The organism is Lewinella cohaerens DSM 23179 (assembly GCF_000379805.1).
GTDB classification, from domain to species: Bacteria; Bacteroidota; Bacteroidia; order Chitinophagales; family Saprospiraceae; genus Lewinella; species Lewinella cohaerens.
Genome location: NZ_KB903549.1, coordinates 16,973 through 31,119 on the forward strand (window position 1 = coordinate 16,973; position 14,147 = coordinate 31,119).

11 protein-coding genes are annotated in these 14,147 nt (G+C 40.7%); 2 read left to right on the forward strand and 9 right to left on the reverse strand.

What is annotated here, in order from left to right:
• Positions 1 to 109: 109 nt before the first annotated feature.
• The 9 genes from A3EU_RS0116210 to A3EU_RS0116250 form a co-directional block, all read right to left on the reverse strand.
• The gene (locus tag A3EU_RS0116210) at positions 110 to 1,852 is read right to left on the reverse strand and encodes a helix-turn-helix domain-containing protein (RefSeq protein ID WP_020537239.1); all 1,743 of its coding nucleotides are present in this window, start codon (positions 1,850 to 1,852) and stop codon (positions 110 to 112) included.
• A 355-nt stretch (positions 1,853 to 2,207) separates the two neighbouring features.
• On the reverse strand, positions 2,208 to 3,443 hold the full coding sequence (locus A3EU_RS0116215; protein WP_020537240.1) for an MFS transporter: 1,236 nt from the start codon (positions 3,441 to 3,443) through the stop codon (positions 2,208 to 2,210).
• Between the two features lie 7 nt (positions 3,444 to 3,450).
• Complete coding sequence (locus A3EU_RS0116220; RefSeq protein ID WP_020537241.1) at positions 3,451 to 5,202, reverse strand: helix-turn-helix domain-containing protein; 1,752 nt, start codon at positions 5,200 to 5,202, stop codon at positions 3,451 to 3,453.
• Positions 5,203 to 5,376: 174 nt separating this feature from the next.
• Positions 5,377 to 6,819 carry an FG-GAP-like repeat-containing protein gene (locus A3EU_RS0116225; protein ID WP_020537242.1) on the reverse strand — a complete coding sequence of 481 codons (1,443 nt, stop codon included), beginning with the start codon at positions 6,817 to 6,819 and terminating at the stop codon, positions 5,377 to 5,379.
• A gap of 119 nt (positions 6,820 to 6,938) precedes the next feature.
• Positions 6,939 to 8,390, reverse strand: a complete 1,452-nt coding sequence (locus tag A3EU_RS0116230) for a RapZ C-terminal domain-containing protein (RefSeq protein ID WP_020537243.1) — start codon at positions 8,388 to 8,390, stop codon at positions 6,939 to 6,941.
• A gap of 162 nt (positions 8,391 to 8,552) precedes the next feature.
• Positions 8,553 to 9,209 carry an RNA polymerase sigma factor gene (locus A3EU_RS0116235; RefSeq protein WP_020537244.1) on the reverse strand — a complete coding sequence of 219 codons (657 nt, stop codon included), beginning with the start codon at positions 9,207 to 9,209 and terminating at the stop codon, positions 8,553 to 8,555.
• Positions 9,200 to 10,318, reverse strand: a complete 1,119-nt coding sequence (locus A3EU_RS30765; RefSeq protein ID WP_020537245.1) for a glycosyltransferase — start codon at positions 10,316 to 10,318, stop codon at positions 9,200 to 9,202. The genes A3EU_RS0116235 and A3EU_RS30765 overlap by 10 nt, the downstream gene beginning before the upstream one ends.
• Positions 10,319 to 10,322: 4 nt before the next feature.
• Entirely contained in the window at positions 10,323 to 10,742 is a 420-nt protein-coding gene (locus tag A3EU_RS0116245; RefSeq protein WP_020537246.1) for a molybdenum cofactor biosynthesis protein MoaE, read from the reverse strand.
• 25 nt (positions 10,743 to 10,767) lie between these two features.
• Entirely contained in the window at positions 10,768 to 11,010 is a 243-nt protein-coding gene (locus A3EU_RS0116250) for a MoaD/ThiS family protein (RefSeq protein WP_020537247.1), read from the reverse strand.
• Between the two features lie 501 nt (positions 11,011 to 11,511).
• Here A3EU_RS0116250 and A3EU_RS34580 point away from each other — a divergent pair.
• On the forward strand, positions 11,512 to 12,630 hold the full coding sequence (locus A3EU_RS34580; RefSeq protein WP_020537248.1) for a lytic transglycosylase domain-containing protein: 1,119 nt from the start codon (positions 11,512 to 11,514) through the stop codon (positions 12,628 to 12,630).
• Positions 12,631 to 12,950: 320 nt separating this feature from the next.
• Complete coding sequence (locus A3EU_RS32960; protein ID WP_020537249.1) at positions 12,951 to 13,967, forward strand: lytic transglycosylase domain-containing protein; 1,017 nt, start codon at positions 12,951 to 12,953, stop codon at positions 13,965 to 13,967.
• Positions 13,968 to 14,147 lie beyond the last annotated feature (180 nt).

Sequence of the window (14,147 nt, forward strand, 5' to 3'; positions counted from 1 at the left end):
AAGACATGCTATGTTAGCTTGGCTAAAGCCAAGCTTAGCATCTCTTAAACAGCTCTGAAGTAATCCACGAAATAGGGTTACCAGTTAGATGTTTAATTCCGTGAATTACTTAAATCTGATTAGCTTTCACCCAAGCTTTCGGTGTCATCCCTTCGGTTTTTTTAAAGAAGGTATTGAATACCGTTTTAGAGTTAAAGCCGCTTTCATAAGCTAGCGCTAAAAGAGTAAGGTGGCTATTGGCAGGATTTAGAGCATTCTCTTTGAAGTTCTCCAAACGAAGACTATTGATGTATTCATTGAAGTTTTGGCCAATTCGTTCATTCAGCAACCAGGAAAGCTTATTACTGCTAATATTCACGTTTTCGGCTAGCTCGCGTAAAGTTAGAGATGGGTTTTGAAACCACTTTTCTTCCTTCATTCCTTTTTCAAAAAATTCTAAAACCTTGTCGATTTTAGCAACTGACATTAAGGCTTTGGGAGGGGCAATTCGTATTTGTGTTTCGGGATCAGTTGGTAATAGTTCTGTACGGAAAACAGCTTGAACCAAATCCTGAAATCTCTGATATTGGTGTAAAGGTTTAAGCAGCGGAATATTCATAAAGTTTATGATTTGACCGGTACGCATTTTGATGTTTTCTTCTAAAAAGTCCAATGCCATTTCGTGTTTCCCAAAATGGACCATCAAGAATAATGGCCAGGGAAATCGTGCTGATCCAATATCCTCTTTTATCATTAAGCTCACTCTACTGATATCAATATCGATCTTTTCTTCTGCGTTGACCAGCTTATACAATACTCTGCATTCTTCTGGTCTCTCGGCTAAAGGGGTTTGTCTTAAGAAGTCATTTAGTTTTTCGTAATCTTTCGTAAGAATTAAGCAGATTTGTTTTAATGCGATAGAATGTGTGAAATCAGGATTGATGCTTAAGGAGATCTCTATACAATCCAGCGCTTCGGTGTAGTCCTCGTTTAAATAATGAATATTTGCTTTGGTAAAATAATGATTCGTAGCAAAAGGATTGATTTTTAAAATATGATCAGTATGCCAGAGCGCTTTTTCGAAATAACCTACTGCTGTATACAATTCGCATAATCCTTCTTCTGCTTCCGTATAGGATGGATTAAGTTCTATTGCTTTTTGAAAATATTTATGCCCATTGATAAAATCCCAATGACTCCAAAAAGACAATGTCGCTTTACTAAAATACCCTACAAAGGATTGTTTGTCCAGGTTAAACCCTTTGCTGAGTTTCTCTTTTGTCACCTGCAATAAACCTTTATTATTTCTAAATGATATGGACATGGCATTACAATACGCCAAACCAAAGTAAGGCAAAGAAAATGAGGGGTCTTTCGCTATGCTTTGTTCATAGAATTCTGTTGCTTTTGCGATTCCTGGTCCATCCCACATTAAATGCTGATAGCGACCTTTAAGATAAAGGTTGTAGGCCTCTATATTTTGTGTAGGCGCTTCAATTAGATGTTCCTGAATATTGAGATGACCAAAATTTTCTCGAATCTGGTCAGCAATGAGTAAACTTATTTCATCTTGTAGTGCAAATATGTCTTCCAAATTCCGATCGAAATTCTTTGACCAGAAGTGAGTGCCGTCATTAGTACTGATTAACTGCGCTGTAATGCGAACCCTTTTTTTGACTTTCCGGACACTCCCCTCCAAAATAGTGCTTACTCCTAACTGACCACCAATGGTTCGCACATCTATATTTTTATTCTTAAATGCAAAAGAGGATGTGCGGGCAATGACTTTTAAGCCCTTCACGGTGGTTAGAGCGTTGATTATTTCTTCCGTAATGCCATCGCTGAAGTATTCGTTCTCAGGGTCGGCACTCATATTAACAAAAGGGAGAACCGCAATGGATTTATTGGAGGATGGTATGGGTAAATGATTACTCATTTTCTACTATACTTTATCAAGGCTTCTACGAACTGACATTGAATTTTAAGGATTTTTCTTTTAATCGGCTGCAACATTCCGGCTCCCGCGCAAGCCGACGTTAGGAGGATTGACGTCATAGCCATTGTTCGCCGCAATCTAATATTCATACTTTTCAACTTCCTTCAGAAGCATTTTATCACTTTTGGGCTAACTCTCATGATTCCTTTTGTTGACGTTAGCTTGGAAATTTAATCAGCAAGGAAGAAATTGGGTGATTTTCACTACCAAAAGCGAAATCCACATAAGCCCTTTACTCTGATGTGATATTCCTTCTTTTTACCATTCGATTAATCACATACATCAACCCACCAGTTGCAATCATCAATGATATTACCACAACCCCTAAGGTGGGGAAATTATTTATCATCCCATCTTCAGATTGAAATACTATCAATCCTGCTATCATGGCCGCCATACCTCCGACTGCCAGTTGCATTGCTGCATCAACAGCCATAAATGCACCGCGGTCTTCCACCTCAGGAATAACTGTTCCTAAAGCTGAAGAAGAGATACTTCGAGCATTAATACCAAGGAAGAGGAGGGTATGAACGATGATAACTGCCCAAAAGGGGTTTATTCCCAAGTTCGTAAATACCGCTACCGTCATTATGGTCATGATAGTCCCTGCCCAAAAAATATTTAGTGTTCCATATTTATCTGTCAAACGACCAATAATGGGAGCAAATATGAAAGTAGCAACCCCTGCAATTCCATAAAGTAATGGAAGGTCGTCAAGATCTACTCCAAGATTGTTAGTGCAAAATGCAGAGCTAAAGGTCATCAAAATAATATCTCCTGATACCAAAAGCGTGTTGTTTAAAAATACTGTTAAATAATTTCTATTGCTGATTATTTTTACAGAATGATGCAACGGGTTGACTTTTGCTGGTATTTGTAGATGTTGATCTACGGGCCTTATTTTCCAAAAAACAAGAAAAACTGCAATGATTCCTATAAACAAAACCAACCCAAAAGCTAAATGCCAATCCAACTCTGAAGCTAAGTAGAGCGCAAGTGGTAAACCGAAAATTTGAGTCCCTGCCGAAGCCATTTGTAGAAATCCGAAAGCCCTTCCTCTTTGGGTCGTTTCAAATAAATCAGTTACGATGGCAAAACAAATAGGACCTACGACCCCTCCGAATATACCTGTTATAACCCTAGCAACAACCAATACTTGGAATGAAGGTGCATTTGCACAAAACAAAATACCCAGCAAAAAACCTGAGTAAAAAAATAAAAGCAATTTTCTCCGATCAAATTTGTCCGCATAACCTGATAATAAAACAGCAGCTATTCCTGCACTAATTGGATATGCAGACGCCAATAAACCAAACTGTTTGGTAGTGATTTCAAGCTTAGGAAGAAGGATTGCTGACAATGCGGACATAAGCATGAAGTCCAAAACTATAGTCATTAAAACCAATGCAATGATAGCTACTAAAAGAAATTGATAGCGCGTAAATTTAGGCTTAGTTTCGCCTTTCATAGTTATTCTATTTTTCCTGAGAATTCACCCATACTCGTGGAGTCATTCCTTCCATTTTCTTAAAAAAAACATTGAATACTGTTTTGGAATTAAAGCCACTTTCATAGGCTAAACCCAAAAGAGTAAGGTGACTGTTATTTGGGTTTAATGCTTTTTCTTTGAAAGCTATTAATCGGAAGGTATTAATGTATTCATTAAAATTCGTACCAATTTGTTCATTGATCAGCCATGATAATTTATTAGGGGACAATTCCAGTTTTTCTGCTAAATGCCTTAATGAAATTGATGGGTCTTTATATATTTCATCTACTTTCATTAGCTCCTCTAGTTTTTCTAAATAGTTTTCTATTTCATTTTTGCTTAACAATGAAGTACTAATGAAAGGGGTTTGAGCTATGGTTATAGGTTCAAGAATCTGCTTGTTTTTTATAGATGGGGGAAAATTCATTTGGGAATAAATTTCTTTAAACCGAGCATTATCCCGAAGGTTATCCCAGACCCAATAATTCTTTAAGGTTACCATCGTTACCGAGCGTTCTTCGTAAGCTTTGTCTAACCAGTAAATGGCTTCATTAGGCATATTTAAAAGAGAAAATAATAATGCTGGATCTGAAGAGTCCATGTATTTCGATTTTTTTATAACCGCTAAGGCCTCTTCCTTCTTGCCCATAAGTATTTTCACCACCAATAAATCTAAATTAGCAAGTCCTTGACCACTTGTAAGTCCAAGTGCCCTATTGATGTCAATTAATGCTTCGTTATATTTCCCTAAATACCCCAAGGCTAAACCTCGAAAACGAATTGCCTCTGCAAAAGTAGCGTCAACTTCCAAGGCTTTATTAAATGCTGCAATTGCCTCTTCAAAACTACGCGCAAAATAATAGATCAAGCCCAGTTGCCAATGTGTATGAACATCAAGAGGGTCAGTTTCAGCCACCCTTTTGGATACTTGAACAGCCCGTTCAAAATCCTCCTTGATAAATATATAGTAATAGGTAATGAATTCATTTTGGTCAGATAGACCATATTTTATTGCCTTATCGTATTCTATTAGGGCAGCGTCCCAATTCCAATCCGAGAACAGTTTGATATAAGCAAGCATCATATGTGCCTTTGCATTTTCTGCATCTAATTCGATGGCTTTTTCAGCGGTATTTCTTGCTAAGTCATTCCCTTCTTTACTGGGTATCATATTGTAGCTCGCCGCGTGAATATATGCTTCTCCCAAAAATGCATGGGCGTCTGCATAGTTCGGGTCAATTTTAATTGCACCTTTGAAGAAGTTCATTGCTTTTTTAACATCATCAAAGTCTTTCCTTTTTAGATGATAACTCCCTTTCAACCATAAATCATAAGCCTTGATATTTTGAGTTGGGATAGCATTGGAAAAAGACGGAATTTCGAAATGCCCAAAGTTTTCACGGATTTGGTCTGCAATGAGCAAACTGATTTCATCTTGCAAGGCAAAAATATCCTCCAGCTCCCGATCAAAATTCTTCGACCAGAAGTGAGTGCCGTCATTAGTACTGATTAACTGCGCTGTAATGCGAACCCTTTTTTTAGCTTTCCTGACGCTCCCCTCCAAAATAGTACTTACCCCTAACTGATCACCAATGGTTCGAACATCTATATTTTTATTCTTAAATGCAAAAGAGGAGGTGCGGGCAATGACTTTCAAGCCCTTCACGGTGGTTAGGGCGTTGATTATTTCTTCCGTAATGCCGTCGCTGAAGTATTCGTTCTCAGGGTCGGCACTCATATTAACAAAAGGGAGAACCGCAATGGACTTATTGGATGATGATATGGGTATATGCTTGCTCATTTTCTACTATACTTTATCAGGGCATCTACGAACTGACATTGAATTTTTAATGATTTTATTTAAAAATATAGTTTTGAACAGCCTCAACACGCAACCAATCTCTATGATTCATCATTGAACTTGTACTTGGCTAACCAACTTGCTCCCTTTCATCTTCATCTCTACTATGTAGCTTCCTTTCCTAAGAAAGGAAACATCAACATTAATAAGCTGTACTCCAAGATACACTTCTACTCTTTTGCTTCTCAATATCCTGCCATCCAGGGAAATGATACTCATTGTCGCAGAGCCTGCTATTGGAGAGTCAATATCTAAAGTCAAATAATCGTCTAGTACAGGGTTCGGAAACAATCGAATCTCATCTAGATTGTTATTTGTTAGCTCTTGTAAAGAAACTACCTGCTGATTAATATATAGCCTAGTAGATCTAACACCATCTGGCCACCCTGCTATCAACACATCTTGGTCACTATCTCCATCTACATCTGCAAAGACAACGGAACCTAGTGTAACGCCCTGAAACGGAGTGCCTAGAACTTCGCTGAACTCTCCCGATCCATTATTAGAATATAATTTTGCAATTCGTCCAATTTCCGTGTTTCCTGATATTATTACATCTTGGTCACCATCTCCATCTGTATCTGCAAAGGCAACGGAACCTCCATAAGTATCAAGAAATGGTGTATCATCTACTTCGTCAAAAACCCCAGTCCCATCATTAAGATACAACTTCGTAATAACTTCCAATCCATTCGCACCGGTTACCAGTAAATCTTGATCATTATCGTTATCAATATCTGCGAAAGCAACTGAACTTTCAATTCCTTCTACGTCCTCGATTGAAGTATTTTCATTCTCACTATATCCACCATTTCCATCGTTAATATACAACCTAGAGCTTGAGGAAGATCCGTTAAAGCCCACAATCAATAAGTCTTGATCATTATCACCGTCTACATCTGCAAATTTCACACAACTAACTGACACTCCTTCAAAAGGAGTGCTTTCGACTTCACTAAAACTACCTAATCCATCATTTTCATAAAGTATAGCGATATCCATACTACCATCGTTTCCTGTTATCAATACATCTTGATCATTATCGTTATCTATATCAGCAAATTCTACTGCGCTAAAACTAACAGCTTGAAACGGAGTATTTAAGACCTCACTAAAGTTTCCTAGCCCATCATTTTCGTACAAGTTAGAAATTCGACCTGCACTGCTTAATCCCGTAATGAGCACATCTTGATCATTATCACCGTCAATATCCGAAAATGATATTGAGCCACTACTAACTCCTTGAAGTGGTGTCTCTGTCAACTCAACAAAATATCCAAAACCATCATTCTTATATAGTTTTGCAACTTGAGCTGTTCCTGTATTACCCGTAATAAGTAAATCCTCATCGCCATCGTTGTCTATATCTGCAAAGGCAACTGAACTTCTATCAACTCCTTCAAAAGAAGTAGATATCGAAGACTCTAAAAACGATTGAGCGACAAGTAATGGCCCAGTTGCTATAAGGTATAAAAGTAAATATTGCTTTATCATTTTTATCATTGCATAGTCAAGGATATAGTGTACATCTTCTCAAGACACATGGTTTACAATTTTAGATATTTTTCTTCTCATCACCCGCAGGGTTGCCACCAACTCATTTTTATCCCCCCCTAATTCTTCCAATCCTTCTTCTCCTGCTCTATATGGTGTAGCACCACTTTGATCCCGTATTTATTCTTGATATGCCGGGCCAGGCAATCCGCTGCGTAAACGGAGCGGTGCTGTCCGCCTGTACAGCCAAAATTCACTTGAAGGTTGGTAAAACTACGATCAATGTAGTCTTCAACGGCGTTGTCTACAATGCGATAGACATCTTGCAAATACGTCCCTATTTCACTATGATGCTGCAAAAAATTGATAACAGACTCGTCCCGGCCAGTGAGTTTTTTGTAGGGTTCGTAGCGGCCAGGATTGTGGATAAACCGACAATCAAAAACAAATCCGCCGCCGTTGCCACTATTGTCTTCCGGCACACCGGTCTTTTTGTAGCTAAAGCTATTAACACCTACCGTCAATAAGCTGGAGCTTGCCTTAATTTTATCAAAAGGCTCAAATTTTTTAGAAGCGATCAGTTCTTCCAACGCCCGCCTGAGTTCAGGGATGGCTACCGGAATTTTATCATTATCAAACAGCCATTTAATATTTCGCAAAGCAAAAGGTATACTTTGCAAAAAGTGTTCTTTCCGCTCGTACATTCCCCTAAAACCATAGGCTCCCAACACTTGTACACAGCGCATAAATACGTATCCGTAATAATAGGGCACAAAAGCCTCTCGGTCAATAGGGCAAATAGGTTCCAGTGCATCCAGATAATGCGCTAATAATTCTTCGCGGATATCTTCCGGAATATTGGCTTTCGCCTGATAAAGCAAACTAGCCAAATCGTATTGTAATGCCCCCCGGCGGCCACCCTGGTAATCAATAAAGATGGGCTCACCATTCTTTATCATGATATTTCGGGTCTGAAAATCCCGAAACATGAAATGATCCGTATTCGTCTCTAGCAAGAAATCAGCCAAGGTGTGGACGTCATCTTCCATTGCCTGCTCATCGAAGGGAATATAAGCCAGCCGCAGAAAGTAATACTTGAAGTAATTGAAATCCCACAACATTGATTGTTTATCAAAATTAGTGCGGGGAAAGCATTTCTCGTAATCCAAACCATCGCCGCCTAATACTTGCAAGCGGGCAAGCTGTTCAACAACTCTTCGATAGATTTTCACCAGGTAATCTGGAAAATAATCCCCTTTTTGCAAGAGGTAACTGTACAAGGTTGTTGCTCCAAGATCTTCCTGCAAGTAGATATGCTGCGCTAGATTTTCAGCAAAGATTTCCGGTACAGGCAAGCCTTTTTCTCGAAAATGACGGGAAAAACTAATAAAAGCTTCATTTTCCTGAAGATGCGGGTTATATGCGCCTACGGCCAGTTTGTTCTTACTCTGTAAACGATAGTAAATACGATCCGACCCAGAAGGCGCTAAAGGAAGTACCAGCGTTGGGATCTCGCCGGCCCATTCTTCAAAAAGAGCACTCAGGCGTTGTTCAATTGCGATGGAAGCCATTAATTATAGGGAGTTATGAGGAACAGCACAAAAATAAGTTGAGCCATATTCAGCAAAGGTAAAAAAGAAAAAGCCTTGTTAGCAGTCAAAAACCACTAACAAGGCCGAAGGAGTAAACTATCCTCAAACAGTTACTCCAATTGGTAACCTCTCTCTTTTGCTCTAAACTGCTGCTGCCCGACGATGCCCGCGGTGCACCTCTAAATAAGCGCTAGCTCCGGGGCGGCTCAATAAATCCAAAAGTAATTCCTTGGCCCGAAACAGCTGGGCCTTTACAGTACCTAATGGAATATTGAGTTCAGTGGCAATTTCATCATAACTCAACTCTTTAAAATAGCGCAACTCGATCATTACGCGATACTTATCACTCAATCGCCCTAACACTTGCCTCATCAAACCAATCCTTTGCTCCCGAATAACGGCCTCTTCAGGGTTGAGTCCTGTCGCATGGAGGGTGCTGGAATAATCTTGCTGGCTTTCTTCATCCATGCGTTCGTCGATGGACAAAACGGTTAGTCTTTTCTTGCGAACATGATCGATGCAATTATTGACAGCGATCTTGTACAACCAAGTACTAAAGGCATAATTGGGCACATAAGAGCCCATGCGGGTAAAAGCTTTGCCAAAAGCTTCTATTGTTAAATCATAAGCATCTTCACGGTCGTTGGTCATTCTCAACATTAAGTGAAAAATGCTGGATTCGTGACGCGCCATCAGCTGCGTGTACGATTGCTGGCACCCTGCTTTTGCTCGTTCTACGAGTTCAAAGTCATTGAGTGCTTTTTGCGTAAGTCTGGGATTTTTAACTGCTACTTCCATTGTTGTATTCGGCTACCGGTTAATAATGTCGGTACGAATAAGAAGTAATACCCAAGGTATAGGAAATCCAGTAAGGGGAGATAGGGCAGCAAGTTATGCTCGCCCAGATGTTTACTGGCTCCTAGTGATACTCGGAGGACTACTCCCATCCGCACCATGTAATTTAGTGTCAGATAGTACCACACTTCGGGAAGCAGTATTAACAGCAGGAAAGTAGCCGCGTAAAAGGTAAAATGACTTAAAGCCAAAGCACCTAGTGCGATCTGATCTTGCCAGCGATAATAACTGCCTACACTAAGGTGGCGTCGTTTTTGGATGTAGTAGCCTCGCCAAGAGGAATGGGGACGAGAATAAACTCTCGCCTCTGGAAAAACATTAATCGTTGTATTCTCAGCTTGCGCAGCCTGGTTTACCAGAAGATCATCGTCTCCTGATATGAGGTGAGCATGCTTGCTAAAACCATTTGCTTGCCAAAATATGGATCGGTGGTACGCTAAATTACGCCCAACACCCATATAGGGATGGCCTGCTAATGAAAATGAAAAATATTGTATGGCAGTGTAGAAAGCCTCGAAGCGAATAAAGCGGTTAAGCCATCCTCTTCGTTTTTGGTAGGGACCATAACCAAGAACAATTTTCGTGTTCTTTTGAAATGATCGTTGAGTTATCTTCAGCCACTGTTTACTTATAGGTTGACAGTCAGCATCTGATAAGAAAAGTAAGTCAAAGCTCGATTGTTGTATGCCGTAGCTCAAAGCTGCTTTCTTGCCCGGAGAAGTTTCCTTCTTCATCGAAAGCAGGCGTAAGATCGAATATTTTTTTTGAAATTCCAAAACAACTTCCTCAGTTTTATCTGAAGAATTATCATTTACCACTAAAATTTCAAATTTAGGATAGTCTTGTTCCAGGAAAAACGGTAGGTTCTGGCGCAGGTTTTCAGCTTCGTTATGGGCACATATAATAATAGAAACCGGGGGAAGTTCGTCTTGGGGCACTTCTGGAAATACGGGCAATTCATACTTAGCTAATCGTCGGAAGCGAATTCCCCAAAAAAAGAATTGCACCAGTGAGGCTAATGCTAATACGCCAACAATGATATTAATAAGCATAAAACTAAGGATGAGCTGCTACCCAAACCTCCCCATCTGCAAAAATCTCCTTTTTCCAGATCGGCACCGTTTGTTTTAAGGTATCAATAGCGTATTGGCAAGCGGCAAAGGCAGCAGCACGATGTGCAGTTCCCACTGCTATAATAACGGCAATATCTCCAATAGCTAATTGGCCTACTCTATGGTGAATAGCGACACGGCTTTCTGGCCACCTTTCAGTTATAGTCATCGCGATTTTACGCATTTCACTTATGGCCATTGGTTCGTAAGCTTCAAAATCCAGGCGTAACACTTCTTTGCCCTGTGTATGATTACGTACAGTACCAACAAAGAGCACCAAGCCTCCCTTATCAGGAGCTTCTACCCACTGTTGGCAAACATTTGTATCCAGTGGCGTTGTAAGGAGCTGTATATCAATCGTCATAGTCATCAAATATTGCGCAAAAGATCTACCCTCCAGCTACAGGTGGGATAATTACGATTTCATCACCAGCAGAAATAGGCTGGTTTTCATTGGCATATTCAGCATTTACCGCTATTGCCAAGGACGTCAAGTCAACAAAGGCGGGGTAACGCTCTTTGAGCAATTCTAACAGGCGACCAACCGTCAGGTTTTCCGGGCCAGATATTTTCAACTCCGGGCCTCCAAGAATGTCTCTCGCTATGCCAAATGCCAGTACTTTTATCTCCATCTACACTTTAAATTAATTACTAATCCGAGCCAAAAAACAGGGGATTATCAGCAAATTATCATTTTCTTAACAAAACTTTAACACTTAACCGTACCTGCACTCGCCTTTGCCTCAAGATCGCTATTTTATTCTGTAGCCCCTTTTCCAATCGGAGGTTTATATGGACAGAATCTCTGTAAAGGATAGAAACAAAGGAGAAAATTTCACTTTTCATGCACTCCAACCCCCTGAAATATAAGAAACTAGCGCCTTTCGGCGTATAGCGAACCTAAAAACTTGCTATGCGTTAAAAAAGGGGATAATTTTGCACCCAAGTTGTTACACAGTGTAATAACATCACTTGCGTAAGTTACGATGACAAGTAACGTTTTATCTTATTAAAGGATAAACCAAGTGAAAACCGGCTTACCCCAGTTAGAAATATTTATCCCCAATCACTGTATCCCCAGTGATTAATATTTCAAAACTACGGCCGGACTTTGTTTGACGAAACTGAAAAGAATGAAATTCCCGTGGACAATACTTGTCACGGCCCTCTTATTTGCGGCCGTGGTAACAGGTAACACTACGTCTTATCCCAAAGCTACTGAAAAGTCTCCTTACGCTTTCACTCGCCTTTCGGATGAGCTTATGAATGAGCGGATCGACCAAATGGATCTTCCTTTTGCCGCTCAAAACACCCCACAGATCAAATCTGTTATTCGCCGTTTCACGGTGGAGGGCCAGCGTGATTCAGAATATATCTTGGGTCGTGCGAAAATCTACTTCCCCATTTTTGAGCACTATTTGCGGCTTTACAAGCTTCCAGAAACGCTTAAGTATTTACCCATTATTGAATCTTCCTTACGGCCTAGTGTCACCTCACCAGTAGGCGCAGCAGGTTTGTGGCAGTTTGTAGCCAGTACTGGTCGCATTTATGGCCTAACCGTAAATGGGCAGGTTGATGAACGACTAGACCCACACAAAGCTACCGAGGCTGCCGTTAGGATGCTCGCTGCTTTGTATGAGCAATTTGATGACTGGGGACTTGTGTTAGCAGCTTACAACTGTGGCCCTGGCCGAGTAAGAAAGGCAATGCGGGCAGCAAACAGCTCTGATTACTGGGCGGTACGTAAGTACCTTCCTTCTGAATCGCAGCACTATGTTCCTCGTTTTATTGCTGCTGCCTACCTCATGAATTACCATGCAGCTCACGGCATTACACCACGTATGCCTGACTATGACATGCTCGACACGCGTACTTTCAAAGTAACTCGTGCACTGCATTTAGGAACCCTGGCCCGACAGCTAGAGCTTAGCTACCGCACTTTAACTGCACTCAACCCTTCTTATTTACAGGGTTTGGTTGCTGCCAGTGCAAAAGGTCAATATATTACCGTTCCTACCCGAGTAGCTGCCAGCTTTAAAGAAAGATACATTGATACCAATGCCGTAGCAATACCGGCTAATCACCAAAAGAGTGAATACACTACCGTATCAGGTGATCAATTGGAAACTTTGGCAATCTTATTCCAGTGTACTCCACAAGATTTAATCAACTGGAATGGCTTAATCAATAACAAAATTACCGTTAACCAGCCACTTACTGTTTATCTACCAAGACGCGTAGCTAAACCTTAATATTTGGTCAACAGATCCCGAACGCCCTTTTCTCGTTATCGCGAGAAAAGGGCGTTTTTTATTGTCAGATGTAACCTTCCTCTTCCTTTTCCGTAAACAGTTAATAATAAGAGTTTTGAGAGGCTTCTACACACATGGTAAATTGCTTGATTAAAGCAATTAGCAACTAACTACACAACACACACACTTTTGTATTTTGCTTTGAGCACCGTCTTTTTCGGTGCTCCCCTATGAGAAAACCATACCGTTGAGCGTTATCCTGCACTGACCAACAAGTCGGAGCGAGGCAACTCTTCATCGGTACACAATGCCCTACGTCCATGAGAAACCCACTCAAAAAAGTACTGCTGTGCCTTATTGGCACCTTTACTTTCTCCCCCCTTTTGAGATCGGATTGTCTTGCTGATTTAACCTATCTAAAAGATTGCTTAGCTCCGAGAGATGCGCCTTACTTAGATAAAGCGTACTACCGCTACACCGTTAGTGGCCAGCAGGAAACTATTAAGATGCTAAAAAAGCTTCCTTTGTATGAAGCAACAATGGGAAAAGCACTCGCAGATGCTGGCGTCCCTGATTGGCTGAAGTTTATTCCCTTGGCGGAGTCTCGTTTAAAACCTCGTGCAGTATCCGCTGCAGGCGCTGCTGGGTTATGGCAAATTATGCCCCTAACAGGCCGCAGCCTTGGTTTGACCATCAATAAGCAGGTGGATGAACGCCTAGATACTTATAAAGCAAGCGTAGCCGCAGCTAAATACCTAAAACAGCTTCATCATCAGTTTGATGATTGGCTCTTGGCCTTAGCAGCATACAATTGTGGGCCAGGCAATGTGAGAAAAGCCCAACGAAGATCAGGTGGTTATTTCTATCATGAAATAAGCCGCTATTTACCTCGGCAAACCAGACGCTATATCCCCAGGGTACTCACGATTGCTCAAATTGCTCGAAAGCCACAGTCTTTTGGCTTATCTGTAACCCAAAAGGCCGTTCCTCCAGTAACGATTACAGTAACTACCTCTACCAACTTAGAGACAATAGCTCGCTATTATTGCATGCAGATAGGGCCGTTAATCTCTTTAAACCCTTCCTATTTGAAGGGGCGCATTAGTGCTACACAGTTACCTGCTAAAGTGGTTATTCCTGCGATCGTTTATCATAGTAACGAACGGGTAAGCGTAATAAAAATCTCTCAACATCTTCAGCACAATGATATTCTCTTGAGCACTGCTTTGCAAAAACAGCCACTCGGGACACCTCTTGCGCTCCAAGGGAAGCCAAGCAATTCAAATCCTTTCGGCATTGACTATTTACTTGCCTTTTCTATGTCTCTTCCTGTATAAGGAACAGTTTGGAAATTTTGCGCGTAAACAGAAAAACATTAGTCATCCCGAATTTTGATTGTCATCAAAATCCGTGCTGACCAACCGCAAAACCTATCGTTAAAGAAGAAACCCCATGATTTCACTAATAGAAATCGTGGGGTTTCCTACAAAAAGTCAGATAAATCACTCTTTTCAGGT

Bases quoted from the DNA above. Each gene is read 5' to 3' on its own strand.
- A3EU_RS0116210 (WP_020537239.1), bottom strand. From the start codon at position 1,852: ATGAGTGCCGACCCTGAGAACGAATACTTCAGCGATGGCATTACGGAA.
- A3EU_RS0116215 (WP_020537240.1), bottom strand. From the start codon at position 3,443: ATGAAAGGCGAAACTAAGCCTAAATTTACGCGCTATCAATTTCTTTTA.
- A3EU_RS0116220 (WP_020537241.1), bottom strand. From the start codon at position 5,202: ATGAGTGCCGACCCTGAGAACGAATACTTCAGCGACGGCATTACGGAA.
- A3EU_RS0116225 (WP_020537242.1), bottom strand. From the start codon at position 6,819: ATGATAAAGCAATATTTACTTTTATACCTTATAGCAACTGGGCCATTA.
- A3EU_RS0116230 (WP_020537243.1), bottom strand. From the start codon at position 8,390: ATGGCTTCCATCGCAATTGAACAACGCCTGAGTGCTCTTTTTGAAGAA.
- A3EU_RS0116235 (WP_020537244.1), bottom strand. From the start codon at position 9,209: ATGGAAGTAGCAGTTAAAAATCCCAGACTTACGCAAAAAGCACTCAAT.
- A3EU_RS30765 (WP_020537245.1), bottom strand. From the start codon at position 10,318: ATGCTTATTAATATCATTGTTGGCGTATTAGCATTAGCCTCACTGGTG.
- A3EU_RS0116245 (WP_020537246.1), bottom strand. From the start codon at position 10,742: ATGACGATTGATATACAGCTCCTTACAACGCCACTGGATACAAATGTT.
- A3EU_RS0116250 (WP_020537247.1), bottom strand. From the start codon at position 11,010: ATGGAGATAAAAGTACTGGCATTTGGCATAGCGAGAGACATTCTTGGA.
- A3EU_RS34580 (WP_020537248.1), top strand. From the start codon at position 11,512: ATGAAATTCCCGTGGACAATACTTGTCACGGCCCTCTTATTTGCGGCC.
- A3EU_RS32960 (WP_020537249.1), top strand. From the start codon at position 12,951: ATGAGAAACCCACTCAAAAAAGTACTGCTGTGCCTTATTGGCACCTTT.